This is a genomic window from Aeromonas sp. FDAARGOS 1403 (assembly GCF_019047325.1).
GTDB lineage: Bacteria > Pseudomonadota > Gammaproteobacteria > Enterobacterales > Aeromonadaceae > Aeromonas > Aeromonas dhakensis.
In genome coordinates this window covers 4,397,976-4,423,616 of the sequence record NZ_CP077249.1, presented here as the reverse complement: position 1 = coordinate 4,423,616, position 25,641 = coordinate 4,397,976, and the positions used below count along the sequence as shown (strand labels likewise).

Here is a 25,641-nt window from a genome sequence, read left to right as displayed (position 1 = left end):
GATATTTTAGTAACTATTTACTTTTCTGGCGGCAGTCAGCGAGAGGGAGGAGGGGCAGGTGCGCAGGTATTGATAGGGGGTCAGGCCGAACTCCTGCTTGAAGCGGGCGGCAAAGCGGCTGGGGGAGTCGTAGCCACAGGCGAGGGCTGTCTCCAGCGGGGTGATCCCCTGCTGTAGCAGGGTGAGGGCATGGCTCATGCGCACCTGGGTCAGCAGCTGGCGAAAGCTGCGCCCCTCGGCGGCCAGCTTGCGCGCCATGGAGGCGCGGCTCATGGCGAAGTGCGGTGCCACTCCCTCCAGGGTGTGGTCGACGCCCGGCTCCACCCCGAGGTAGCGGGCCAGCCGCTCGCCGAGGGTCATGGTATGGGCGGGAAACAGCAGGTCGAGCCCGCCGGCGGCCTGCAGCTCGGCATAAAAGCCCTGCAGCAGCTGGGCCTGGGTGGCCTCATTGAGCCGCCGATCCGCCATGGAGCAGACCAGCTCGAAACAGAAGGCCAGCGCCGGGCTGACCGCCAGGCGCGGCTCCCTGAGCGGGCCGGCCTGGGCGGCGCTAAGCCATTCGATGGGGGGCGGGGTCAGCAGGGTCAGCGCGCGGGAGCGAAACTTGCCCTGCTCCGGCTGGTTGACGAAGGTGAGCTGGTGACCGGCCGGGATCAGCAGCCAGCTCGCCTGATCGAATGCCAGGCGCTTCTCCTGCCACCACAACTGCTTGTGACCCTGCTCCACCCAGATGATGGTGGGGGCGTAGATGAGCACCCGGTGCAGCGGCTGCTGGCGGATCCCGAGATAGTGGTGCAGTTGCAGCAGAGGCGTGCTCATCCGGCGGACTCCTAGGGGGTGACGAAGGTGGCGGTCAGGGTGGCCTTGCCAAGGGCCATGCTGTTGAGCATGTAGCCTACCATGGCGGGCGGGGTGTCTGCCTTCACCTCCAGGGCCTGGGGCAGAGCCCAGGCGGTGAACTGGTAGCGGTGCATGCCGTGGCCGGCGGGCGGGCAGGGGCCGCCGTAACCCTGGTTGCCGAAGTCTGTTTTCAGCTCCAGCCCCTGCTTGAGCTTGCCCGAGGCGTTGCTCGGCAGCTCGTTCTGACTGGCCGGCAGGTTCACCACCAGCCAGTGCCACCAGCCGCTGCCGGTGGGGGCATCTGGATCATAGGCGGTGATGGCGACGCTCTTGGTGCCGGCGGGCAGGCCTTGCCAGCTGAGCTGGGGCGAGCGGTTGTCGCCGCTGCAGCCAAAGCCGTTGAAGCTGAAGGCCTTGTCCATCAGCTGGCCTTCGTGGATGTCGCTGCTCTTCAGGGTCATGGCACTGGCGGGCAGGGCTGCCAGGCACAGCAGGGAGAGCAGGGTGGTACGCTTGGCAATCTTCATGGTGAGGCTCCTCGGTGGATGATGGGATCAGTCTAGCGAAGAGGGGGAGAAGGTGAGTGACCAAACCGCTCAAAGCGGTCGTCTTGCCGCCATGATATGAGTTGTTGTGTTGATTGCTGGTGAGCGCTGCGAAAGCGCGGTGGTGCCCTCGGGCATAAAAAAACCGGCATCATGGATGCCGGTTTTTTACTGTGCTGACAGCTGGTCGCGCGACTTAGCGCAGGATCATCTCGTCACGGCCCGGGCCGACGGAGACCATCGGCACCGGTACGCCCAGCAGCTCTTCGATGCGCAGTACGTACTGCTGAGCCGCTTTGGGCAGCTCGGCGAAGGTGCGGCAGCCGGTGATGTCTTCGCTCCAGCTTTCCATCACTTCGTAAACCGGCTTCAGACCGGCAGTTTGCGGCCAGATCGGGTTCTCGGTGTGGGCACCTTCGTAGGCGACGCAGATCTTCAGATCCGGCAGGCCGGTCAGGCAGTCCAGCTTGGTCAGCGCCACTTCGTTGGCAGCCTGCAGCTCGACACCGTTCTTGGTGGCGACGGCGTCGAAGTAGCCGACGTCACGGGGACGACCGGTGGTGGCGCCGAACTCGTTGGCGATCTTGCGGAACTCGTCCTGGTTCTCCATGGCGGTCAGCAGGGTGCCGGTACCGACGGAGGTGCTGAACGCCTTGGCGACGGCGATGACGCGCTCGGGACGCAGACCCGGCAGGCCGCCACCGATGCCGGCATAGGCGCCGGAAACGTGGGAGGAGGTCACCCAGGGGTATTCGCCGTAGATCAGGTCACGGCCGGCGCCCAGCTGGGCTTCGAACAGCAGGGTCTTGCCTTCGGCCTGCAGCGCTTTGAGCGGCATGCTGACGTTGCAGACGGAGTCGATCCAGGGGGCGGACACTTCCAGCAGCCAGTCGGCCATCTCCTGGGCGGTCTGGTTGAATTCGAAGGTCGGGTAGAGGGCCTTGAGCTGCGGCAGTTTCCAGTCGAGGAAGAATTGAATGCGCTCGACCAGCACTTCCGGCTGCTTCAGCCAGCCCACCAGGATCGCTTTCTTCATGACGCGATCGCCGTAGGCAGGGGCGATGCCCTGACGGGTGGAACCGTAGGCGCCGTCGCCCAGACGCTGCTCTTCCAGGGTATCTTCCATGGCGTGCAGCGGCAGGCAGAGGGTGGCGCGATCAGAGATGGCCAGCTTGGGAGTGACGCCGGAGGCTTTCACTTCGTCCAGCTCGACGGTCAGTTTCTCGGGGCTGATCACCATGCCCGGGCCCAGCACGACCAGGCAATCCGGGTTGAACACACCGCTCGGAACCTGGTGCAGCTTGAAGGTGCCAAGGTCGTTGACGACGGTATGGCCGGCGTTGTTGCCGCCCTGGAAGCGAATGCTGGCGCCTGCTTGGCCTGCCAGATAATCCACGATGCGGCCTTTGCCTTCATCACCCCAGTTGGCACCTACGACTACGATAGACGACATGACTCTTTCTCCTAAGACGTTAGGCGATCATCCTAGGAGGCCGGGGCGGATTAGAAAAATTAATTATCTTTATAATTCTGATAAGAGAGTCATATAATTGCGGCGAATTTATCGGCAAACTGCCCCCTGGTCGCGCCGCCTCGCCGTTGTTGAGCAGGGGGGCCGCTGCCGGGCGGCACAGGAGGACCCTCATGCTGGACATCCACTGGCTGCACACCTTCGTCACCCTGGCCCGGTTGCAGCACTTCGGCCAGACCGCCACCGAACTGCACATGACCCAGCCCAATGTGAGCCTGCACCTCAAGAATCTGGAGCAGGCCACCCGGGTCAAGCTCATCGAGCGCAGCCCGTTTCGGCTGACCCAGGCCGGCGAGCGGCTGCTGCAAAGTGCCGAGCGCGCCATCGCCGAGCTGCAGCTCTGCCAGTCCGATCTCAACGCCCTCAACCAGCTGAGCCAGGGGACGCTGGCCATCGCCGCCAGCGACATCATCTCGCGCCTGCTGCTCATTCAGCCCTTTCAGCGCTTCAAGCAGGAGTTCCCCGGCATCGACCTCACCCTGTTCAACACCACTTCGGATCAGGCGGCTGAGCTGGTCAGGGCGGGCAAGGCGGATCTGGGCTTCGTGATGGCGCAAAAGCGCAGCGAGCCGCTCTTCTACACCGAGTTGCAGCAGGTGACCTGGTGCGCGCTGGGCCACGGTCTCGCCCGCTGGCAGGCGCGGGCGAAGGCGGGGGAGAGCGATCCCCTCGACGAGCCGACCCTGATCCTGCTGGGCCACGACACCCGTACCCGGGCGCTCATCGACCCCTCTTTGCCGCTGCTCGGCCTGCCCAGCTGCCGCATCATGGAAGTGGGCAGCGTGGACGCCCAGCTCGACTGGGCCGAGGCGGGCTTCGGGGTGGCCATAGTGCCGGACTTCTCCATTCACCCGCGGCTCAAGCTGACCGCCCCGGTGATCCGGCTCACCGACTTTCCCGGCACCAGCTTAGGGTACGTGGTGCGCCAGAACCAGGTGCTGTCGCGTGCCATCAAGCAGCTGCTGCACTGGGTGGAGCAGGAGATCCAGCGCCCGGCACCGTTGCCGGACACCGGGGCTTGAGCCCACCCAATATGGAAACAAAAAGAGGCCACCCTTGGGTGGCCTCTGTCGTTGTGGCTGTTTGGCGGTCTTACTGGGCAGGCGTGCCCTCTGCGGTCGGTGAGGCGCCGCTTGGTGCGGCCGGTGCCGGTGCTGTCGATGCCGGTTCGGCGGGGGCCGGCGAGGCGGGTTGTGCCCCGCTCATCACGGCAGAGGGGCTTGGCGCAGCCGTGCCCGTCAGCGTGCCGCCCTGCTCCACGGCGGCCCCTTCGAGCACGTTACTTGCGCCCGGCTCGGTGGCCGCGGCTGCAGAGGGGGTCGGCAGCAGGGCGCCAGGGGTCTGCCCGGATGAAGTGGCGGGCGTGCCTTCCGGGGAGGGGGCGCCTGTCTCGCCGGCGGCTTGTTTCGCATCCTCACCGGCGGGGCGTGCCATCTCGGTGGGCTGCGCCGCTGAAGTAGCCAGGGCCTCCGAGGTCGCCGGAGCCGGGCTCAGGCTCTCGGGCAGCAGGGTGGGCGGAGCATCCGTCATGCCGGCGTGGCGCGGCACTTCCGCCTCACCCAGCATCCCTTCCAGGGTGAGCTGGGTCAGTGCCGGGTGGAGGCGGGTGAACTGCTTGAGCCGGCCGCTCAACACGTCGCGCACGGTGCGCACCTCGCTATCCGGCAGGCTGGCCAGCGCCACCAGCTCGGCGGTGACGGCGAAGGTGTTGATCCCGCTGGTCTGGCCCGGATAGAGGTTGGCGCCGATGCGGCCGCGCTGATAGTAGGGGTGCTGCTTGAGCAGCCTGTCTATCTGTTCCCCCTCGATGGGGATGAGGCGCGCCTTGCAGCGGCCGGTGAGATCGCCGATGGCCTGATTGGGGTGGCCCGCCACCACGAAGGCGGCGTCCAGGGTACCGTCACAGAGCCCCTCCAGCCGGTTGTTGGCCGCGGCGGGGATGAGGGGGGCAAAGCTCTTGGCCTGCCAGCCCATGGCGTCGAGCAGCGCCTGGCTGGTGACCCGCTCCCCGGAACCCGGGTTGCCGAGATCGACCCGCTTGCCTTCGATGTCGGCCAGGGTGTTGATGTTGCTGGTGGCGCTGGCAAGCAGGGTCAGCGACTCCTGATGGAGGCGGTATAGGCTGCGCAGCTGATCGGCGGGGGGCTGGCCCTGGAAGGGGCCCGTGCCGTGAGCAGCGTGATGCAGTACGTCCGACTGCACCAGTGCCAGCTGGATGTTGCCCTGCACCAGCGCTTTCAGGTTGGCGAGGGAACCCGAGGTACTCTGCACCGAGCAGTGCAGGCCGTGGCTGCCGCTCTCTTCATTGAGCAGCCGGCAGATGGCGCCGCCGGTCGGATAGTAGACGCCGTTCAGCGGCCCCGTGCCGATGGTGAGATAGGTGGCGGCCTGCAGAGGCAGGGCCAGGGTCGCTGCCAGCCAGGGCAGGGCTCGGCGCAGCCGGATGGGCAGAAGGTGCAAGACGCGTTGGAACATAGTGAACCGGATCATTGGCTGATAAAAAGGATGGGTCAGTCCCATCCCGGTTGGCATCGGGCCGTTGCCCGCAAGAGGGCGGCCGGTGCCGTGTTGGGTGGCCCCTGGCGCCCCGGGATGGCCGGGGTGGGGCGTCGCCAAAATATACCCTATTGCGTGCGGATACGGATCAGGTCGGACAGATTATATTGCGGGGTCGGCCGGCGCCGCCCCGCAGGGGCTCAGCGGCGAGCCAAGATGGCCTTCTCCATGCGGGCCAGCGCCTCGACGAGGCGGGCCCGGGTGCAGCCGAAGTTGAGCCGCACGAACTGGCCGTCGCCAAACTGGGCACCGGGGGAGAGCCCCACCCCGGCCTGCTCGAAGAAGGCGATGGGATCGTCCAGCCCCAACGCGCTCACGTCGATCCAGGCAAGGTAGGTGGCCTGATGGCGCGCCAGCTTGATGCCGGGCCAGCGGGCGACCGCCTGCTCGATCAGCGCCAGGTTGGCGGCCAGGTAGTCGAGCTGTTCGCTGAGCCACTGTTCGCCCCCTTCATAGGCCGCCTCGGCGGCCACGAAGCCCAGCAGGTTGACGTCGGCACTGATGCCGCGCATCGCCTGCTGCAGCTTGAGGCGCAGACGGGCATTGGGCACCACTGCGAAGGCGCAGCAGAGCCCGGCGATGTTGAAGGTCTTGCTCGGGGCCATCATCACCGCCGAACGCTCGGCCGCCGCCGGGCTGAGGGCGCCGTAGGGGATGTGGCGGGCGTCCTTGTCCAGCAACAGGTCGCAGTGAATTTCATCGGAGCAGATCACCAGGTTGTGGCGCTCGGCGATGGCGTCGATGGCCAGCAGCTCCTCGCGGGTGAAGACGGTGCCGCCCGGGTTTTGCGGGTTGCACAGCAGCAGCAGATCCGCCGCCGGCGCCTGGCGTTCCAGCTCCTCGATATCCAGCACCCAGCGGCCGGCCTCTTCCACCATGGGCACGGTGAGCAGCGGCCGGTCGTTGAAGCCCGGCGCCTGCAGGAAGGGGTAGTAGACCGGCTTGGGGGTGATGATGCCACGCCCGTGCTGGCTCCAGGCCTTGCAGGCCAGGTTGAGACCGGGCACCACCCCGGGCAGAAAGACGAGCCACTCGGGCTGGATGGTCCAGCCATAGCGGCTGGCCAGCCGCGTGATGATGAGTTCGATCAGCCGGGGAGAGGGGCGGGAGTAGCCGAAGATGCCGTGGGCGACCCGCGCAGTGAGGGCCTCGACGACGGCAGGGGGCGAGACGAAGTCGGTGTCGGCGACCCACATGGGCAGCACGTCCTGTCCCTTGTACTTGTCCCATTTCAGGCTCATGGTGCCGCTGCGATCTATTTCCCGGTCAAAATCAAACATGTGAAATCCTTATGCTGGCCAGTGGGCTTTCACTGTACGGGGTCGGCGACGGGGTCGCAAGCCTTGAGGTGGCTCTTGATAATGGCATAAAATAAGCGGCGCCATTTCATGCACTTGCCGAATTTTGGCCAGTTTTCTTCCCTCCAATCAGTGGTAATTCTATGCGCTTGTTGACTGCTGCCCGCAACAGGACGGATCCCGTCTCTCTCTCTTTTCTGGCCGTGACCTTCATGACCGGGGTGGCGGTGGCGCTGCAGGTGCCCACCCTGAGCCTGTTCCTGGCCGAGGAGGTGCAGGTGCGCCCCTTCCTGGTGGGGCTCTTCTATACCGTCAACGCGGTGATCGGCATCCTCATCAGCCAGTGGCTTGGCCACCGCTCCGACAACAAGGGGGATCGCAAGCGGCTGATCCTGCGCTGCTGCTTCGCCGGCGTGGTGCTCTCCCTGCTGTTTGCCTGGAACCGGCAATACTGGCTGCTGGTGAGCCTGGGGGTGCTGCTGGCGAGCCTGGCGGCCACCGCCAGTCCTCAGCTGTTTGCGCTGGCGCGGGAATACGCCGACAGCCGCAACAAGCGGGCCGACATGTTCAGCTCGGTGCTGCGGGCCCAGTTCTCGCTGGCCTGGGTGATAGGGCCCCCCATCGCCTTCGCGCTGGCCATCGGCTACGGCTTCGAGGTGATGTACCTTGCCTCCGCACTCGCCTATCTGCTCTGCGCCTTCGTGGTGTGGCGCTGGCTGCCCTCGTTGCCGCTGCCGGTGATGGACAGCGAGGTGGAGCGGGTCAGCAGCTGGCGGGATCCGTCGGTGCGCGCGCTCTTCATCGCCTCCACCCTGATGTGGACCTGCAACAGCATGTACCTCATCAACATGCCGCTCTACATCACCCGCGAGCTGGGGCTGGAGGAGAAGCTGGCCGGGGTGTTGATGGGCACGGCGGCGGCTCTCGAGATCCCCTTCATGCTGCTGGCGGGTCACTACACCCAGCGTTTTGGCAAGCGCCCCATGATGCTGCTGGCGGTGCTGGCCGGGGTCGGCTTCTACGTGGGGCTGGTGACCCTGTCGAGCCAGCATGCCCTCATTGCGCTGCAACTGCTCAACGCCATCTTCATCGGCATCGTCGCCGGCATCGGCATGTCCTACTTCCAGGATCTGATGCCGGGCCGCGCCGGGGTGGCGACCACCCTGTTCGCCAACAGCATCCGCACCGGCTCCATCATGGCGGGGGCGATAGCGGGGACTGTGGCGGAGATCTGGAGCTTTCACGGGGTCTTCATGGTGGCCATGGGGCTGGCGCTGCTGGCACTGGCCGCCTGCTGGCGGGTGCCGAACGTCTGAAGCCAAAGGGGTGGGTCAGCCCCGCCTCACTGCCTGATGGCGGCGGGGGAGCGGGCTAGCGGTCGCTGTCGTCCTGATATTCGTTGCGCAGGCAGCGCAGCAGCAGCTCGGTGGCCGGGCCCAGGGCGTCGGCCGACGGCGTCAGCAGATAGGTATAGAGGTGGCGCTCGTTGCCACCGGCCAGATCCAGCGCCACCAGCTCGCCGCTCGCCAGCTCCTCCTGCACCAGGTGGCGGGGCAGCCAGGCATAGCCGAGGCCGAGCCTGAGCATGGCGATCACCTCGTGGTAGTGGGTCGCCTTCCAGCCGGTGTCGTCCGCGTCGTTCCAGTCCACCGAGCGGTGAATGGGGGGATGCAGGCTGATCTGGTTGTGGCCGGCCAGCGCCTCGGCGGCGATGGCACCCCCCTGGGTGGCGAGCGGGTGCTCGGCCGAACAGAGCGGCAGCAGACAGACCTCGTCCAGTGGCAGACCGGTGCGATCGTGGGGCAGGTGCTCCGAGAGCATCAGATCCCCCACCTGCAGGGCGTTGAAGTGGCAGTGGATGCGCTCGTGCAGATTGACCCGGCAGCCCCGGCTGCGGGGATAGAAGTGGGCCAGCGCCCGATAGAGCCGCTCGCGCGGCTGCATCACCGACACATAGAGGTTGATCTGCGGTTCCCACTGCCGCTCCAGGTTGTTGGCCAGGTTCTCCAGCTCTTCCACCTGCTGGCTGAGCTGACGGGCACGCTTGAGGAAGATCTCCCCCGCCGGCGTCAGTACCGCCTTGCGCCCTCTCACCTCCAGCAGGGCCACCCCCAGACTCTGCTGCAGTTTGGCTACCGCATGATTGAGGGAGGACTGGCTCTTGTTCAGCGCCTCGGCGGCCTGGGCGTAGCCGCCACAATCCACCACGGCCTGAAAGATCCGCCATTGCTCAAACGTGCTCTTGGGACGAAACATATCTCAACCTGATAAGGGACTGGATGGAACGGGCCTTGCCATATTCGCAATAGGGTGCCGACGGCACCCTATTGAATTTAACCCCATGCCGCGCAGGGTTGGGGTTATTTTGTTGATTTATTTGGGCTGGGCCACAAAGGTCTGGCCGGTTTTGCCCTTGCTGTCCACTCCCATCAGATAGAGATAGAGCGGCATCAGGTCGGCCGGGGTCTTGAGGGTTTGCGGATCTTCGGCCGGGAAGGCGCTGGCCCGCATCTTGGTGCGGGTACCGCCCGGGTTGAGGGTGTTGACCCGCACCGAGGTGTTCTCCAGCTCGTCCGCCAGCACCTCCATCATGCCTTCGATGGCGAACTTGGAGATGGCATAGGTGCCCCAGTAGGCGCGGCCCTTGCGACCCACGCTGGAGGAGGTGTAGACGATGGAGGCATCGCCGTGCTCCTTGGCGGTCTGGCGGATGAGCGGCAGCAGCGCCTGGGTCAGCAGGAATTCGGATTTGACGTTGACCTGCATCACCTCGTCCCACTCCTGCTCCTGGATGTGTTCGAACGGTGACAGGGTGCCGAGCAGGCCGGCGTTGAACAGCACGCCGTCGAGGCGGCCGAACTGCTGGGCGAAGGTCTCGGCCATGCCGCGATAGTGGGCGGCGGTCGCCCCCTTCAGATCCACCGGCACGATGGCGGGCAGCGGGTGGCCGGCCGCCTCGATCTGGTCGTAGACCGCCTCCAGCTTGGCGCTGGTGCGTCCGAGCAGGATCACGGTGGCGCCGTGGGCCGCATAGGTGAGTGCCGCTTCGCGGCCGATGCCGTCACCGGCACCCGTGACCAGAATGACCTTGTCCTTGAGCAGATCCTGGGGGGCCTGATAATCGAACATGACAACTCCTGTTAACAATTCGTGGCTGATGCGCCCGGCAATAGAGGGGCAAGTGTACTGATCCCGCACGGCGTTTGACCAGTATGAGATGGCAAAAATGTGAATAAATCAGAGGGGTTGTGATTGTCGATTGGCATTTCTGACGGGTTGACGCAGAGTTTTTGCGCGCACCGGGCAAACTCCCTAGAATGTGAAAAAATCGTCCCCCCGGGGGCACACCAGTGGAGCATCAAGTGGCATTTTTGACCGAATATGGCCTGTTCCTGGCCAAGACCATTACCCTACTGCTCGCCATCGGCGCCGTCATCCTGATGGTGGTAAGCAGCCGTCAGCCCAAATCCCGCAAGGGGGAGCTGGTGGTCACCGATCTATCCAGCGAGCTGGAGCAGGGGCGTCACCAGTTGCAGGCTGCATTGGCCGGCAAGGCGGAGCGCAAGCAGCTGGAGAAGGCGCGCAAGGCCGAGCACAAGGCGCGAGCCAAGAGCGAAGATGCCCGCAGCCGGCTGTTCGTCATCGATTTTCACGGCAGCATGGATGCCAAGGAGGTGGCCTCCCTGCGCGAAGAGGTGAGCGCCGTGATAGGGGTGGCCCAGCCGGGGGACGAAGTGCTGCTGCGGCTCGAATCCGGCGGCGGCGTGGTGCACGGCTACGGTCTGGCGGCCTCCCAGCTGCAGCGGCTGCGGGATCGTGACATCAAGCTGACCGTGGCCATCGACAAGGTGGCGGCGAGCGGCGGCTACATGATGGCCTGCGTGGCTGATCAGATCTTGGCGGCGCCGTTCGCCATCGTCGGCTCCATCGGGGTGATCGCCCAGCTGCCGAACTTCAACAAGCTGCTGAAAAAGCACGACATCGAGTTCGAGATGCACACCGCCGGCCAGTACAAGCGCACCATCACCATGTTCGGCGAGAACGACGACCTGGGGCGCGAGAAGTTTCGCGAGGAGCTGAGCGCCATTCACGAGCGCTTCAAGGCATTCGTGGCCGAGCACAGACCCAACCTCGACATCGACAAGGTCACCACAGGCGAGCACTGGCTGGCGAGTCAGGCCAAGCAGCTCGGGCTGGTGGACAGCCTCTGCACCAGCGATGACTATCTGCTGGCCCAGGCCAGCCAGCACAAGGTGGTCGGCATTCGCTACAGCAAGCCCAAGAGCCTGACCCAGAAGCTGGGCCAGCAGGCTGCCGTGGCGCTGGAGTCCGGTCTGGGTCGGCTGTGGCAGCAGGGGCCCTGGCGCTGAGGCGCAGTTCAAGGACGGAAAAAAGAGAGCCGGGCACTTGCCCGGCTCTCTTTTTTATAGGGTTGTAGCGCTTTAGCGTTGGAACGGGTAGACGGAGCCCAGTTTCAGGATCTGGGTCAGCTCATCCAGCGCGGTGCGGGACTCCATGACCAGGGCCGGGTCGCGCAGGTCGTCCAGCGCCAGGCTGTCGCGGTAGTGTTTCTCCACCCAGGCGTCCAGGCGGGCAAACTGACTGTCGGTGATGAGGCAGGCCGGGTTGACTGCGGCGAGCTCGGTGTCGTTCATGGCGACCCGCAGCCGCAGACAGGCGGGGCCGCCGCCGTTTCTCATGCTCTGCTTCACGTCCATGTAGTGGACGTCCTTGATGGGGGTGCCCAGGGTTACCAGATTGGCCAGATAGGCTGACACCGCCGGGTTGTCGCGGCACTCGGTAGGGGCGATGATCGCCATCTCACCGGACGGTAAGGTCAGGATCTGGGTGTTGAACAGATAGGACTTCACCGCATCCTGCACCGACACCTCGGCAGTGGGCACCTCGATAAAGTGCAGCTCGCCGTCACCGAACTTGGTGCGCACCTCGGCCAGCGCCGAGGCGGTGTTGAGAAACGCCTGCTGGTGGAAGAACAGCACGTTCTGGTTGCCCACCGCGATCACATCGTTGTGGAACACCCCCTGATCGATCACGTCCGGGTTCTGCTGGATGAAGACGGCGCTCTCGTCCCCCAGGCCGTGCAGGCGGGCGATGGCCTGGCTCGCTTCCAGGGTCTGGCGGGCCGGGTAGCGTTTGGGGGCGGGCTGGGAGACGTCGAAGGCGCTGCGGCCATAGACGAACAGCTCGACCCCGGACTCGCCATAGGCGCGGCACAGCCGGGTGTGGTTGGCGGCCCCCTCGTCACCGAAGTGGTCGTTCTCCGGCAGGTGCTGATGGTGATAGAAATGGCGGTCGTTGTTGAACACGGCGCGCAGGATGCGGCCAGTCACCTCGGGCTCGAGGGAGCGGTGAAACTTGTTGGTCAGGTTGGCGGGGGTGAAGTGGATGCGGCCATCCTGGGTATCGGCACTGGGGGAGACGGTGGCGGCGTTGGCGGTCCACATGCTGGAGGCCGAATAGCAGGCGGCCAGTACGGCGGGCGCCTGTTTGGCAGCCTGGGCCAAGACGCTTGCATCGTTGCCGGTGAAGCCGAGGCGGCGCAGGGTGGCGAGATCCGGCCGCTCCTGCGGGGCCAGTACCCCCTGCACCATGCCGAGGTCGGTCAAGGCCTTCATCTTGCGCAGACCCTGCTTGGCGGCCTCCTTCGGATTGGACGCTTCCTTGGCATTGTTCTGGGAGGCGACGTTGCCATAGGACAAGCCGGCATAGTTGTGGGTCGGGCCGACCAGGCCGTCGAAGTTGACCTCGAAGTGCTTCATTGAGTACATCCTTTCGATTTTTATATGGGTAGCGGTTCCTTCCGCGCACAATGCTGCGGGATGCAGCCATTATAAGGAGATTTTGTCTTTTGTAACAAGCTGATAACGAAACTGGTTTGTTATGTTACAAGAGCGGTTGGTTATGTCGTTTCCAATATAAAAAGAGGGTGGATATAGCATAAAAATAAAAAAGCGGTTGCTTCCCGCGGCTCGGCTTCGCATTAATAAATAAAGAAGCAAGGTGGTTCGGGCTGCTGGGCAAATTTGCTCACAAGATTGCTTTTTCCCGTCAAATCTCTTATACAGCCCCACAAAACCGCACACCAACCCCGTCGGGTGCAATGAGGATAATAGTTACAGCATGGGCAAATCACTGGTCATAGTGGAGTCTCCGGCCAAGGCCAAGACCATCAACAAATATTTGGGCAAGGACTACGTGGTGAAATCCAGCGTTGGTCACGTGCGCGATCTGCCGACCAGCGGCAGCGCCAGCAACGAGCCCAAAAAACCTGTCATTCGCGGCATCAAGCTGAGCGAATCAGAAAAGGCTGCCAAGGAGCGCAATGCCCTGTTCTCACGGATGGGGATCAATCCGACCGCAGGCTGGCAGGCCAACTACCAGATTTTGCCCGGCAAGGAAAAAGTGGTCAGCGAGTTGCAGAGTCTGGCCGAGAAGGCCGACACCATCTATCTCGCAACCGACTTGGATAGAGAGGGGGAAGCGATCGCCTGGCACCTGCGCGAGATCATCGGCGGCGACGACAGCCGCTACAAGCGCGTGGTGTTCAACGAGATCACCAAGACCGCCATCCAGGAGGCGTTCGCCCAGCCGTCCGAGCTGAACATTCACCGCGTCAATGCCCAGCAGGCCCGTCGTTTCCTCGACCGGGTGGTGGGTTACATGGTCTCTCCGCTCTTGTGGAAGAAGCTGGCTCGCGGCCTCTCCGCCGGCCGGGTGCAGTCGGTCGCGGTGCGCCTCATCGTCGATAAAGAGCGCGAGATCAAGGCGTTCGTGCCGGTGGAGTTCTGGGATCTCAACGCCGATCTGCTGACTGCGGACAACAGCGATCTGCGCATGGAAGTGGTCAGCCGCAATGGCGCCGACTTCAAGCCGGTGACCCAGGCCGAGACCTTTGCCGCCGTGGCCGCCCTGGAAGGGGTCGACTACAAGGTGGTGAACCGGGAAGACAAGCCGACCGGCTCCAAGCCGTCCGCTCCCTTCATCACCTCTACCCTGCAACAGGCGGCCTCCACCCGTCTGAGCTTCGGGGTGAAGAAGACCATGATGATGGCACAGCGTCTCTATGAGGCGGGTTACATCACCTATATGCGTACTGACTCCACCAACCTCAGCAAAGAGGCGGTCGACGCGGTGCGGGAATACATCGGCGAGCAGTATGGCGCCGCCTATCTGCCGGCCGAGCCGAATCTGTACGGTGCCAAGGCCAATGCCCAGGAGGCCCACGAGGCGATCCGCCCCTCCAGCGTGCTGGTGACGGCCGAGATGCTGGAAGGGATGGAGCCGGACGCCATGCGGCTCTATGACCTCATCTGGCGTCAGTTTGTCGCCTGCCAGATGACCCCGGCCCAGTACGACTCCTCCACCCTGACCGTCAAGGCGGGCGAGTTCGAGCTCAAGGCGCGCGGTCGCACCCTGCGCTTCGCCGGTTGGACCAAGGCGCTGCCGCCAATGGGCCGCAAGGGTGAAGACAGCCAGCTGCCGGCGGTGACCGTCGGTGAGGTGCTGAAACTGGTCAAACTGGATCCGCGCCAGCACTTCACCAAGCCGCCCGCGCGCTTCACCGAAGCGGCGCTGGTGCGCGAGCTGGAAAAACGCGGCATCGGCCGCCCGTCCACCTACGCCTCCATCATCTCCACCATCGTCGACCGTGGTTATGTGCGGGTCGAGAGCCGCCGTTTCTTCGCCGAGAAGATGGGCGAGATCGTCACCGACCGGCTGGTGGAAAACTTCGTCGAGCTGATGAACTACGAGTTCACCGCCAAGATGGAAGACAAGCTCGATGGCATCGCCGAGGGGAGCCTGGAGTGGAAGAAGGTGCTGGACGCCTTCTACGCCGAGTTCACCCAGGAGCTGGAAAAAGCGGATCTGCCGGTGGAAGAGGGGGGCATGCGTGCCAACCAGATGGTGCTGACCGACATCGACTGCCCGGATTGCGGCCGCAAGATGGGCATCCGCACCGCCACCACCGGGGTCTTCCTCGGCTGCTCCGGTTACGCCTTGCCGCCCAAAGAGCGCTGCAAGAAGACCATCAACCTGGTCTCCGCCGACGAGTTCGTCTCCGCCACCGACGGTGACGAGGCCGAAACCGAGGCGCTGCGCGCCAAGCACCGCTGCGGCGTGTGCGGTACCGCCATGGATGCCTACATCATCGACGACAGCCGCAAGCTGCACGTCTGCGGTCGCAACCCGGATTGCGACGGCTACGAGATCGAGAAAGGCCAGTTCAAGCTCAAGGGCTACGAAGGGCCGAGCATCGAGTGTGACCGCTGTGGCAGCGAGATGCAGCTCAAGAACGGCCGCTTCGGCAAGTACATGGGTTGCACCAACGACACCTGCAAGAACACCCGCAAGATCCTGAAAAATGGTGATATCGCGCCGCCGAAGGAAGATCCGGTACCGCTGCCGGAGCTGAAATGCACCCAGTCCGACGCCCACTTCGTGCTGCGTGACGGGGCCGCCGGCCTGTTCCTGGCCGCCAGCAACTTCCCGAAATCCCGCGAGACCCGTGCGCCGCTGGTGGAAGAGCTCAAGCGCTTCAAGGAGCGCCTGTCGCCCAAGCACCAGTACCTGGCCGATGCCCCGGCGTCAGATCCTGACGGTAACGCCTCCATCGTGCGCTTCAGTCGCAAGACCAAGGAGCAGTACGTGATGACCGAGGTCAACGGCAAGGCGACCGGCTGGACGGCGCACTACGACAACGGCAAGTGGCAGGAGAGCCTGGCCAAGTCGAAGAAGGCGTGATTGCGCAGCGCGCACACTCTGATGAAAGAGGCCCCTCGCAGGGGCCTTTTTGTTTTCAGATGGCGGTATACTGAAACCGCTGCAAGGATGGCAGCGCTGGACACGGAGGTTGTGATGGAGATTAACGAGATCCGGCCGGGAATGACCTGTCTGACCCGGGAAGGAACCGCCTATGTGCTGGAAGTGGACAAGCAGAGTCTGCTGGTGCTGTTGCAACGGGAGTATGAAACCATCCCGGTGCAGGTGCGCAGTGACGAGATCCTGGCCCCCATCACCCGGTGAGGCGGGCCGCCATCGTCAGAAGGGCAGGAGAAACAGCAGCTCGGCGAGGTCGGGCTGCCACTGCCACTCCTTCATCCTGACCCGCCCGCCAATCACGGGCACCCCCTCTTCCTGCAGCAATCCCGCCTGTCTGTCAAAGCCTGCCGACCCCTTGGGCAGTGAAATGGTGCCCGCCGCGCCCAGCACCCTGTGCCAGGGCAGCACCTTGTCGGTCTCCCGCAGCACCTTGCCCACCAGCCTGGCCCGGCCTGGCAGCCCCGCCAGATCCGCGACCTGGCCATAGCTCACCACGCGACCGGCCGGGATCAGGGCGAGGATCGCCTCGATGCGGGCCACCTTGTTCAGCGGGGTGGGGGTCGATTCCGTTCTCATGAAGTTGACTCGTCAAAAACAACAGAAGCGCCATTGTGGCGCTTCTGTCGGGTGACTGGCAAATGTGTCAGCCGAAGGTCTGGCTGAGCCCCTTGAGCTGCCTGGCCCGCTCTAGCAGCTCCTGACTGGAGTCGTCGACCTCCTGCATCTTCTGGCTGTTGGCGTGGGAGTACTCGGAGATCTGGTGGATGCTGCGGCTGATGTCCTCCACCACCGTCTGCTGCTGCTCGGCGGCGGCGGCGATCTGGGTGGAGAACTCGGTCACCAGCTCGATCTCCTGCAGCACGGTATGCAGGCTGCTGGAGCCCTGACGGGTCATCTCGGCGCACTCGCGGGTCTGCTGCAGGTTCTCCTGCATCATCCCCTTCCAGCGGCCCAGGGTGTGCTGGATCTGCTGGATGCTGCCCTGGATCTGCTCGGTCGCCTTGTGGGTGCGGGTGGAGAGGGTGCGCACCTCGTCGGCCACCACAGCAAAGCCGCGCCCCTGTTCGCCAGCCCGGGCCGCCTCGATGGCGGCGTTGAGCGCCAGCAGGTTGGTCTGGTCGGCGATGCCCTGGATCTCTCCCATCACGCTGCCGATCCGCTCCGACTCGCTGGCCAGCTCCACCGCCGAGTTGAAGGCCAGCTCCGCCTGTCTGGCGAGCTGCTCGATGCGCTGCTCGGTCTGGGCCAGCTGCTTGTCCGTGTGCTGGCAGCGGCTGCGGGCTTCGCTCACCTGACCGTTGGAGTCCTGGATGTTGCGGGCGATCTCGTGGGCCGTGCTGGCCATCTGGGTCATGGCGGCGGCCATCTGCTGGGTCTGGGCATCTTGCTCGTTGATGTCGAGGCAGGCCTGATGGGAAGCCTGTTTCAGGTTGCTGGCCAGGGCCTGCAGCGGGTTGGTCGCATCGTTGACCCGGCCCAGCACGGTGCGGATGCGGGCCTGCAGCATCTTGATGTGAAAATCGGCAATGGCGCCGGGGCCGTCACCTGAGTAGACCAGCCGGGTCAGGCTGTCGTATTCGCGGCCCAGCTGCTGCAGATAGAGCGGCAGGGCGAAGATCTCGCGCCAGTAGGCGCCGCCAATGAGCAGCAGGGGCAGCAGCATCAGCAGGGCGGTCATGGCCCCCTGGCTGGCGAAGGCCCAGCCCATCAGGCCGAGCAGCAGCAGGGCGATGGCCGGTGCGCGCACCCGGGCAAGGGAGGGGAGGCGGCTGCCGGTACCGCGCTCGGCCTTGAGCAGGGCCTGGTAGGCCTGGCCGGCGATGCGCTTGAGCTGGGGATCCGGCTTGCAGCGCACCGACTGATAGCCGCTGATCCGGTTGCCCTCGTAGATGGGGGTCACATAGGCATCGACCCAGTAGTAGCGGCCATCCTTGCAGCGGTTCTTCACCATGCCACGCCAGGGCTTGCCCTCCTTGAGGCGGGCCCAGAGATCGGCGAAGGCCGCCTTGGGCATGTCTGGGTGGCGCACCAGGTTGTGGTTGTGGCCGACCAGCTCGTCGACCGAGTAGCCGGCGATGCGGCAGAAGGCGGGGTTGGCGTAGGTGATCACCCCGCGCAGATCCGTGGTGGAGACCAGTTGTTCGTCGGCAGGAAACTCCACTTCGCTGTCCAGGGTATGGACGTCTCTGCGGGCCATAGGAATACGCTCCGATGTTCTTGTTGATAACTTTGTCGTTGTTATTGTGGCAGATCTGGAGATGGCCGCTGGCTCGCGCCAGCAGGCGGCAGACCGGCTTCATAGGGGGCTGAATTTTGCCAACAATGGCGGATGAATGGTAGGGGCAAGTTGATGTTTTGTTGGTTAATCGTAAAAAAAGGCGGCCATCAGGCCGCCAAGGAAAAAAGATAACACTACCTCTGCGGTACCCGGTAACGCACCTGGAGCTGGTCGAGGATCTGCAGCTGGCCCGGCAGACGGGCGGCGAAGTGCTCCCACCCCTTGCGGGCGGGGGCACTCCAGGCCACCTCGGCGGTCGCCAGCATGCGCGGGAACAACATATAGTCGAGACGATCGCGAGAGGTGATCAGTTCCGACCATAAGGGGCTCAGCACCCCCAGGATGTTATCGTTGGCATGGAAATCGGCTGGGGCCGGGTCGCACGCGTAGACCTGCGCCAGATTGAGGGTGCCCGCCCAGTAGAGGCCGGGTTCCTGGATGTCCTGACTCCAGGCAAGGTCCAGATAGAGGTGCTGGGCCGGCGCCATCACCACCGGATAGCCCGCCGTCGCCGCATCGAGCCCGGCCTGGAAGCTGGTCCAGGCGAAGATGGTGGCGTCCCGGCTCACCTTGTCGCCATGCAGGATCTCCTCCCAACCCAGCATCCGCTTGCCCTTGCCGGCCAGGTACTGCTGGCAGTGGCGCAGCAGGTGGCCCTGCAGCTCGCGGCAATCCTGATAGCCCTGCTGCTTCATCAGTTGCTGGCAGGCGGGGCTGTCGGTCCAGACCCCGCTGGGCACCTCGTCTCCCCCCATGTGCACCAGTGGCCCCGGGAACAGCTCGCACACCTCGTCCATCACGGCTTCCAGGAATTGATAGGTGCCGGGCAGCGCCGGGTTGAGCACGTTGTCGTCAAAATATTGCACCGACAGGTAGCGGGAGCGGTCGGCCTCCTCCACCAGCAGTTCGGGCAGCGCCTTGATGGCGGCGTGGCAGTGACCGGGGATGTCAATTTCCGGAATGATGGTGATGCCAAGCCCGGCGCCGTAGGCCACCAGCTCGCGCACCTCGCTCTGGGTGTAGTAGCCGCCGTAGGGCTCCGGGCCGCCGCTCAGCTGGGGCCCGACGGCCAGGCCGTGGCCGCGCCAGGCGGCCAGCTCGGTCAGCTGGGGGAAGGCCTTGATCTCGAGGCGCCACCCCTCGTCATCGGTCAGGTGCCAGTGGAAGCGATTGAACTTGTAGAGGCTCATCAGCTTGAGCAGGCGCTTGAGGGTGGTGAGGGAGTGAAAGTGGCGGGCACAGTCGAGAAAGATGCCGCGAAAGCCAAAGCGCGGCGCGTCGCTGAGCTCGATGCAGGGCAGGCTCTCGCCGTGCTGCAGATACCACTGGGCCAGGCTGACGAGGCCATGGCGCCAACCTGCCTCGCCGCCGGCGGCAATCACTATCTCCTCCGGGGTGATGGTGAGCCGGTAGGCCTCCGGGCCCAGACCGCTTTCAACCAGCCGGATCTCGGCGTCGTGATCCTGCGCCAGCGCGAGCCCGGTCAGCTCGTTGAAGTGGGCCAGCAGCGGGCCGAGCAGGGGGCTCGGGCCGCTGACGTGGGCGCGTTCCGCCAGCCGGAAGTTGCCCTCCAGCAGCAACAAGCGATCCGGTTGGGGCACTATGCCGGCGAGGGGCTCCACCTCGGGGAGATCTGGCGCCGCAGTGGCGGATTGTGGCAGGCCCAGCTCCTCGCCGGTCAGCTCCACCGGCATCAGCTGGGAGCCGCTGCTGGCCCGGGGCAGGCTCAGGAAGAAGCCGCGCGGCATGTCGGAGAGGCGCTTGATGGGGGTGCTGCGACAGCAGAAGCGCAGCTCGCTGGCCCCCGTTTGCGGGATCAAGACCTTGTAGCTGCCGCTCTGGCGCTCCAGCTCCCCTCCCTCTACCGAGCCGGGGTCGATGTGACGGGCCAGGCAGAAGTGGAGCTTCCAGGGGGCATCCGGCAGCTGGCTCAGGCTGAAACGAAACCAGACGTCGTCACCATCGCGTCGGTCGACCTGGGTGTGGATCAGGGGTGCGGACATGAAAACTCCTTCGGTTGCACGAGCAGGGGGCCGGCCGCCATGGTAAAGGCGGCTGGCGATGGTTGAGGGGAGGGTGTGCCGGTGCTGGCACGGTACGCCCGGTTCAGGAGTGCAGGCATGGCAGCGTCTCCGTCTTGGCAAACAGGATGGCCCCCTCCAGCGCGTCGGCGCCGGGGCTGACCAGCGGCAGGTGTGCCAGACGGGGGGCGAGGCGCATGCCGATGCCGCCGAGCAGGGCTATCCGGTCGGCGCCCAGCTGGCGCATCCCCTCCAGCAGGGTGGCCAGCTGCTGGCAGGTCTCATCCAGCAGCTGGCAGGCGAGCTCGTCGCCGTCGCTGGCGGCATCGAATACCCAGGGGGCGAAGCGGCCGTAGTCGGCGGGGATGGCGCGGGCGGCCCAGCGTACCACCTCGGCCTGATCCCGCTTGAAGTGATCGAGCAAGCGGATGGCCAGGGTGCTGGGGGGCAGGATGCCGTCGTGGCAGAGCAGGGATTGCTGGATGGCGCGCAGCCCCAGCCAGGCGCCACTGCCCAGATCCGAGATGAGAAAGCCGCGGCCGGAGCAGGTGTACAGCTGGCCGTGGCGATAGATGAGCCCGGCCGAGCCGGTGCCGGCGATGAGGATGGCCCCCTCTTCGCCGCCAAAGGCGCCCAGGCAGGCCCCGAAGGCGTCGGAGGTGAGTCGCACGCTCGCAAAGGGGAAGGGCATGGTCAGCATGGCGTGATAGCAGTCGGCCAGCTCGGCGGAGGCGAGCGCCAGCCCGACCCCCATCCGTTGCTGGGCATCCACAGTCAGCCCTGCCTCGATACGGGCCTGCTCGATGGCGGCCAGCACGTTGCCGTGGGCGAGCGCGATGCCGAGCTCCAGATTGGAGCCGGCGGCGCGCCCCTCGCCGAGCAGCTTGCCGGCCCGATCCCGAATGCGGGCGCGGGTGTGGGTGCCGCCGCCATCGACCCCGACCCAGTACTCAATCATGTCGACCTCCATTTCCGTGCGCATTCTGCCAAGTGATGGCCAGAGCAAACCAGGCGGCGTGGGGTATCCACTGCTCGCCCCAGCGCCAGTTCTGATCCAGCCGATCCTTGTACGCCTCTGGAATGAATGCGACCTCCGCCTCGTCATCGAAGCCGGCGGTGATGCCGTTGCAGATCCCCCCCAGCGCATTGGGATAACCGGCGGTGTAGGTGGGGTTGTTGCTGCCATGGCCCGCCAGCATGCAGGCGTTGAAGGGATTCTGTCCCAGGATCCAGTCGAGCTGGTGCTGGCCGAAGGTGAGCAACGGCTTGCGTTGGCGCGGCAGCTGGGCGGCGGCGGCAAACGCCATGGCGGCGAGCGACGCGAGGCGAGCGTTCTCCCCCTGCCACCAGTAACCCGACTCGTTGTGATGGGGCATGAAAAAGCTCACCCGGGGGGCCTTATCGACCCCCTTCACATACTGGCGGGCGAGGGCGAACGGGTTGCCGGGGCGGGCGCAGAGCGCCAGCTCGGCGGCCAGCGCCTGCTCGATCACCCGCTGCACCGCGCTCTTGCGCTCCCAGTCCGGCTCGATTTCCACGTATTCCAGCAGGGCCAGCACCGGCAGGCCCGCCTCGGCGGCGTGGTAGTAGGGGCGCGAGCCATCCTCGTTGGCCGCCCAATAGTGGCCGAGCTCCGGGTGAGGGTGCTGGCGGGCGCAGAGCTTGCCGGCCCGCACTCTGGCCTCTGCCAGCCACTCTGGGCCCAGGGTGCGGGTCAGCTCGACCGCTGCCAGCAGGGCGCAGTAGTCGTCGATGATGTTCTCGACCCCATCGTCCAGATAGGCCAGGTTGTGCTCACGCAGGTGCAGGTAGCCGCGTCTGGCCGCCTCGGCGTAGCGGCTGGCATCAAAGTCGCCGCTGATGCTTTCGCGGGCGGCGCGGGCCAGGGCGGCGATGGCCATGCCGCCCCCTTGACGGAAACCCGCCTGCCAGTTGGCGGACTTGAGCCCCTGCTGGGTGGCGTAGGCGCACAGCTCGCGCTGCTCGGGATCCTTGCTCCACTTGTCGAACAGGGTCATGTAGAAGAAGCCCGACTCATCCTGCATCCGGCAGAGAAAATCGGCGCCGTGCAGCGCCTCGTCATTGAGCCGCTTGCAGAGGTTGATCCCGTCGATGTCGCGGCGCGGGGCCAAGAGCTCCCGGCACTTGAGCAGGGCCCAGACCACCATGGGGGTCTGCTGGGGGTTGAGGTAGTTGGCGTAGGAGAGGTGGCTCAGGTATTTGCTCATGTCGCCGCTGGCATCGAACCAGCCGCCGTGCACGTCCCGGCGCAGGTCGGTGCCAAACAGACGGGCGCTGCGGTCGGCCCGATCGAAGGCGCCGCTGGCGCGCTGTCCCTTGAAGTAGTGGATGACGTCGGAGAGGCAGCGGCTGGCCAGCAGATCGGGGCCGATGACAAAGCGGGTAGAGCGGACAATGCCTTGGGCGGTGATCGCCTCCAGCCGATAGTGGCCGGGCTCTTGGAATGCCGAGAAGTCGGCGCGCCAGTAAGCGCGGCCCTGCCAGCCTGGGACGCTGCCGGCCGCTTGCAACGGGGTTTCAAACAGGATCTGGCCATCACCCTGGCGTTGCAGCCTGACATAGCCGCCGAGGTCATGGGCGGGGGTGGCTTGCAGCAGGGCGATCTTCTCCCCATCGCACGGGTAACCCACCTGATTGATCAAGAGTTCCATCGAGGTATTACTCCTGTGGTTCACCGACAGGCGGTGAGGCACATTACGGGGCCATGGCCGCCCCGTATCGAGGCATGGCCGGACAGCGCTGTCCGGCCGGTTCAAGGCTCACCCTCACTCGTAGAGGTAGCAGCGTACGAAGTGGTTGTCGGCGAGCTTGCTGACGGGGGGCAGGGTCTCCTTGCAGCGCGGCATCACCTGATTGCAGCGCCCGGCGAAGGGGCAACCGCAGGATTCCGGCGTCCAGAGCGGGATCTCCCCCTTGCGGCCGCCCTCCAGTTCGGCGTGGATGCTCTTCTCGGGGTCGGGCACCGCCGAGATGAGCAGCTGGGTGTAGGGGTGCTGGGGGTGGTGCAGGATCTCGTCCACCTCGCCCCACTCCACCATGTGCCCGACGTACATCACCGCCAGATCTTCGGCCACGTAGCGGGCGGTGGCGATGTCGTGGGTGATGTAGAGCATGGAGACGCCGAGTTCGTCCTTCATCTGCTCCATCAGGTTGAGGATGCCGATGCGAATGGAGACGTCGAGCATGGAGGTGGGCTCGTCCGCCAGCACCACTTCCGCCTCCACCGCCAGGTTGCGGGCGATGTTGACCCGCTGGCGCTGGCCGCCGGAGAGCTGGTGCGGGTACTTGGCCGCAGTCGCCTTGGCAGGGGTGAGCCCCACCTTCTCCAGCAGGCCATAGACCATGTCGGGGAGGTCACGCTTGTCGATCACCTTGCTGTGCAGCAGCAGGGGGCGGGCGATGTGGTGGTAAATGGTGTGGGTCGGGTTCAGCGAACCGAACGGATCTTGCCACACCATCTGCACGCTCTGACGGTAGTCGAGCAGGGCAGTGCCCTTGTTGAACTCCTCCAGGTCGCGGCCGCGATAGAGGATGCGGCCGCCGGAGAGCTTGTACATCTTGGCGATGATCTTGGCGATGGTGCTCTTGCCGGAGCCGGACTCTCCCACCACCGCCAGGGCGCGGCCCCGGTGCAGGTTGAAGGTGATGTCCGAGAGGGCCCGCATCTTGCCGCTCTTGATGGCATTGGAGTTGACGGGGAAGTCCTTGTAGAGGTGCTGGACTTCGATGATGGGGGCGTCGGTTTTGGCGATTTGCATGACAGACATCCTTAACAGCCAGCGGCCTTGTCCAGATAGATCAGGGGATCTTGTTGCTCATCCTGCACCTCATAGAGGTGACAGGCGGTTTGTTGGCCGGGGCGGATCTCGGCGAGCTTGGTGTACTCCTGACGGCAGCGCTCGTGCACCCTGGCGCAGCGGGCCTGAAAGCGGCAGCCGACCGGTACTTCCAGCAGGTTGAGCGGCGTGCCCGGGATCCCCTCCAGCACCTTCTTCGGGCCGTGCAGGGGCGGGAAGGAGTTGCCGAGCCCCCTGGTATAGGGGTGCAGCGGCGCGGTCAGGATCGCCTTGGCCGGCGCCACCTCCACCAGTTCACCGGCGTACATGATGCCGATGCGATCGCAGAACTCGACCATCAGCGAGAGGTCGTGGGTGATGAAGAGGATGGAGAAGTTGAACTTCTCTTTGAGTGCATAGACCTTCTGCAGGATCTCCCGCTGCACCACCACGTCGAGCGCCGTGGTCGGCTCGTCCATGATCAGGAGCTCGGGATTGAGCGCCATGGCGATGGCGATCACCAGTCGTTGGCGCATGCCGCCGGAGAACTGGTGCGGGTAGTCCTTGAGCCGGCTCGGGTGGATGTCGACGATGGCGAGCAGCTCCTGGGCGCGCTTGATCGCCTCATAGCGGGTGAGCCCAGGGTTGTGGGCCAGCAGCACGTCGCAGAACTGCTCCTCCATACGCAGCACGGGGTTCAGCGCATTCATGGCGGACTGGAACACCACCGACACCTGCTGCCAGCGGTAGCTGCGCAGCCGCTCATCGCCGTAGTGGAGGATGTTCTCCCCCTTGAACAGGATCTCGCCGCCGCTGATGTAGGCGGGCGGCTTGTGCAGCCGCGCCACCGAGAAGGCGACGGTGGACTTGCCGCAGCCCGACTCGCCGGCCAGGCCGAACACTTCACCGGGGGCGATGTCGAAGCTGACCGAGTTGACGGCGCGCACGTCGCCGTTCTCGGTGATGTAGTCGACGCAGAGGTTGCGTACCGACAGCAGGGGTTGTTGCGATCTCATGCTGTCTTCTCCTGTACGGCCGGCACCGGCGTGGTGACGGGGGCGGCGAGTTTCTTCCAGCGATTGAGCCCCTTGTGGGAGCGCAGCTGCGGGTTGGCGATTTCGTCGATGGCAAAGTTGAGCAGGGCCAGGCCGGCACCGAGCGTTGCGATGGCGAAGCAGGGGGCCAGGATCTCCCACCAGGCGCCGACCAGGATGGCGCTGGAGGTCTGGGCGTTGTAGAGCATGATGCCCCAGCTCACCACGGTGGGGTCACCCAGGCCGAGGAACTCCAGGGTCGCTTCGGTGACGATGGCGTAGATGATGGAGCCGATGAAGCTCACCCCTATGATGGAGATAAGGTTGGGTAATATCTCCACCAGGATGATGCGCCAGGCCGGCTCGCCCAGCACCTCGGCGGCGATGACGAACTCTTTCTCCCGCAGCGCCAGGGTCTGGGCCCGGATGACCCGCGCGCCATAGGCCCAGGAGGTAAAGCCTATGATGAGCGCGATCACCGTCGGCGACGCCTCCCCGATAAAGCTTGCCAGCACCAGCAGCAAGGGGAGGTTGGGGATCACCAGCACCACGTTCATCAGGAAGGTGAGGCACTCGTCTATGACGCCGCCGAAGTAGCCGGCGGTGATGCCGACCGTGATGGCGAGGGCGCACACCAGAATGCCGGCACCGAAGCCCACCATCAGGGAGATGCGGGCGCCGTTGGTGAACTGGGCCCAGATGTCGTGACCCATGCGGGTGGTGCCCATCACGTACTCGGCACTGGGCGGCTGGTGCGGGCGGGAGACCCGCTTGGTCGGCTCGTAGCTGGCCAGCAGCGGGGCGAACAGCGCCATCAGCACGAAGCTGACCACGATGAAGAGGCCGCAGGCGGCCTTCTTGTTGCCCAGCAGGATTTTCAGAATAGTCGGCATGCGCATC

The 25,641-nt window shown here is 65.0% G+C and carries 21 protein-coding genes; 5 read left to right on the top strand and 16 right to left on the bottom strand.

Annotation, left to right across the window (positions count from 1 at the left end; translation table 11 throughout):
• Positions 1–6: 6 nt before the first annotated feature.
• From I6L33_RS20165 to I6L33_RS20155, 3 genes are all read right to left on the bottom strand, one after another.
• The gene (locus I6L33_RS20165; RefSeq protein WP_216973220.1) at positions 7–819 is read right to left on the bottom strand and encodes a helix-turn-helix transcriptional regulator; all 813 of its coding nucleotides are present in this window, start codon (positions 817–819) and stop codon (positions 7–9) included.
• A gap of 11 nt (positions 820–830) precedes the next feature.
• Positions 831–1,367 (bottom strand): YbhB/YbcL family Raf kinase inhibitor-like protein, encoded by a 537-nt coding sequence (locus I6L33_RS20160; RefSeq protein ID WP_216973219.1) that lies wholly within the window; start codon positions 1,365–1,367, stop codon positions 831–833.
• 214 nt (positions 1,368–1,581) lie between these two features.
• The gene (locus I6L33_RS20155) at positions 1,582–2,838 is read right to left on the bottom strand and encodes an adenylosuccinate synthetase (RefSeq protein ID WP_005303296.1); all 1,257 of its coding nucleotides are present in this window, start codon (positions 2,836–2,838) and stop codon (positions 1,582–1,584) included.
• Between the two features lie 191 nt (positions 2,839–3,029).
• Here I6L33_RS20155 and I6L33_RS20150 point away from each other — a divergent pair, with 191 nt between their 5' ends.
• Positions 3,030–3,938 (top strand): LysR family transcriptional regulator, encoded by a 909-nt coding sequence (locus I6L33_RS20150; protein ID WP_216973218.1) that lies wholly within the window; start codon positions 3,030–3,032, stop codon positions 3,936–3,938.
• Between the two features lie 70 nt (positions 3,939–4,008).
• Here I6L33_RS20150 and I6L33_RS20145 read toward each other — a convergent pair whose 3' ends face one another.
• Both I6L33_RS20145 and I6L33_RS20140 read right to left on the bottom strand, forming a co-directional pair.
• Positions 4,009–5,391 (bottom strand): TAXI family TRAP transporter solute-binding subunit, encoded by a 1,383-nt coding sequence (locus tag I6L33_RS20145; RefSeq protein ID WP_216973217.1) that lies wholly within the window; start codon positions 5,389–5,391, stop codon positions 4,009–4,011.
• 221 nt (positions 5,392–5,612) lie between these two features.
• Positions 5,613–6,752: a MalY/PatB family protein gene (locus I6L33_RS20140; protein WP_216973216.1), complete on the bottom strand. Its 1,140-nt coding sequence runs from the start codon at positions 6,750–6,752 to the stop codon at positions 5,613–5,615.
• Between the two features lie 161 nt (positions 6,753–6,913).
• Here I6L33_RS20140 and I6L33_RS20135 point away from each other — a divergent pair, with 161 nt between their 5' ends.
• Entirely contained in the window at positions 6,914–8,086 is a 1,173-nt protein-coding gene (locus I6L33_RS20135; RefSeq protein WP_010633254.1) for an MFS transporter, read from the top strand.
• A gap of 55 nt (positions 8,087–8,141) precedes the next feature.
• On the opposite strand, the gene I6L33_RS20130 is transcribed toward I6L33_RS20135, so the two are convergent.
• Together I6L33_RS20130 and I6L33_RS20125 are read right to left on the bottom strand one after the other, a co-directional pair.
• Positions 8,142–9,026, bottom strand: coding sequence for a LysR family transcriptional regulator (locus I6L33_RS20130; RefSeq protein WP_216973215.1), 885 nt, complete (start codon positions 9,024–9,026; stop codon positions 8,142–8,144).
• Positions 9,027–9,143: 117 nt separating this feature from the next.
• Positions 9,144–9,899, bottom strand: coding sequence for a YciK family oxidoreductase (locus I6L33_RS20125; RefSeq protein WP_010633256.1), 756 nt, complete (start codon positions 9,897–9,899; stop codon positions 9,144–9,146).
• A 233-nt stretch (positions 9,900–10,132) separates the two neighbouring features.
• On the opposite strand from I6L33_RS20125, the gene sohB reads away from it, so the two are divergent.
• Positions 10,133–11,140, top strand: coding sequence for a protease SohB (gene sohB, locus I6L33_RS20120; protein WP_017785212.1), 1,008 nt, complete (start codon positions 10,133–10,135; stop codon positions 11,138–11,140).
• 72 nt (positions 11,141–11,212) lie between these two features.
• On the opposite strand, the gene astB is transcribed toward sohB, so the two are convergent.
• Positions 11,213–12,550 carry an N-succinylarginine dihydrolase gene (astB, locus tag I6L33_RS20115; protein ID WP_216973214.1) on the bottom strand — a complete coding sequence of 446 codons (1,338 nt, stop codon included), beginning with the start codon at positions 12,548–12,550 and terminating at the stop codon, positions 11,213–11,215.
• A 361-nt stretch (positions 12,551–12,911) separates the two neighbouring features.
• Here astB and topA point away from each other — a divergent pair, with 361 nt between their 5' ends.
• Both topA and I6L33_RS20105 read left to right on the top strand, forming a co-directional pair.
• Entirely contained in the window at positions 12,912–15,533 is a 2,622-nt protein-coding gene (gene topA, locus I6L33_RS20110) for a type I DNA topoisomerase (RefSeq protein ID WP_216973213.1), read from the top strand.
• Positions 15,534–15,647: 114 nt separating this feature from the next.
• A complete protein-coding gene (locus tag I6L33_RS20105) occupies positions 15,648–15,815 on the top strand; it encodes a hypothetical protein (protein ID WP_005303277.1) in 168 nt (55 codons plus the stop codon).
• A gap of 15 nt (positions 15,816–15,830) precedes the next feature.
• Here I6L33_RS20105 and I6L33_RS20100 read toward each other — a convergent pair whose 3' ends face one another.
• From I6L33_RS20100 to I6L33_RS20065, 8 genes are all read right to left on the bottom strand, one after another.
• Positions 15,831–16,187, bottom strand: a complete 357-nt coding sequence (locus I6L33_RS20100) for an MGMT family protein (RefSeq protein WP_017785210.1) — start codon at positions 16,185–16,187, stop codon at positions 15,831–15,833.
• 67 nt (positions 16,188–16,254) lie between these two features.
• On the bottom strand, positions 16,255–17,808 hold the full coding sequence (locus I6L33_RS20095; protein WP_216973212.1) for a PAS domain-containing methyl-accepting chemotaxis protein: 1,554 nt from the start codon (positions 17,806–17,808) through the stop codon (positions 16,255–16,257).
• Positions 17,809–18,023: 215 nt separating this feature from the next.
• Positions 18,024–19,892 (bottom strand): beta-N-acetylhexosaminidase, encoded by a 1,869-nt coding sequence (locus I6L33_RS20090; RefSeq protein ID WP_216973211.1) that lies wholly within the window; start codon positions 19,890–19,892, stop codon positions 18,024–18,026.
• Between the two features lie 103 nt (positions 19,893–19,995).
• Positions 19,996–20,868 carry a BadF/BadG/BcrA/BcrD ATPase family protein gene (locus I6L33_RS20085; protein WP_216973210.1) on the bottom strand — a complete coding sequence of 291 codons (873 nt, stop codon included), beginning with the start codon at positions 20,866–20,868 and terminating at the stop codon, positions 19,996–19,998.
• A complete protein-coding gene (locus I6L33_RS20080) occupies positions 20,861–22,582 on the bottom strand; it encodes a glycoside hydrolase family 9 protein (protein ID WP_216973209.1) in 1,722 nt (573 codons plus the stop codon). Before I6L33_RS20080 ends, I6L33_RS20085 begins: the two co-directional genes overlap by 8 nt.
• 114 nt (positions 22,583–22,696) lie before the next feature.
• A complete protein-coding gene (locus tag I6L33_RS20075) occupies positions 22,697–23,689 on the bottom strand; it encodes an ABC transporter ATP-binding protein (protein WP_005303263.1) in 993 nt (330 codons plus the stop codon).
• A gap of 11 nt (positions 23,690–23,700) precedes the next feature.
• Positions 23,701–24,723, bottom strand: a complete 1,023-nt coding sequence (locus I6L33_RS20070) for an ABC transporter ATP-binding protein (RefSeq protein WP_216973208.1) — start codon at positions 24,721–24,723, stop codon at positions 23,701–23,703.
• Positions 24,720–25,640 carry an ABC transporter permease gene (locus I6L33_RS20065; protein ID WP_011706884.1) on the bottom strand — a complete coding sequence of 307 codons (921 nt, stop codon included), beginning with the start codon at positions 25,638–25,640 and terminating at the stop codon, positions 24,720–24,722. Before I6L33_RS20065 ends, I6L33_RS20070 begins: the two co-directional genes overlap by 4 nt.
• Between the last annotated feature and the right edge of the window lies 1 nt (position 25,641).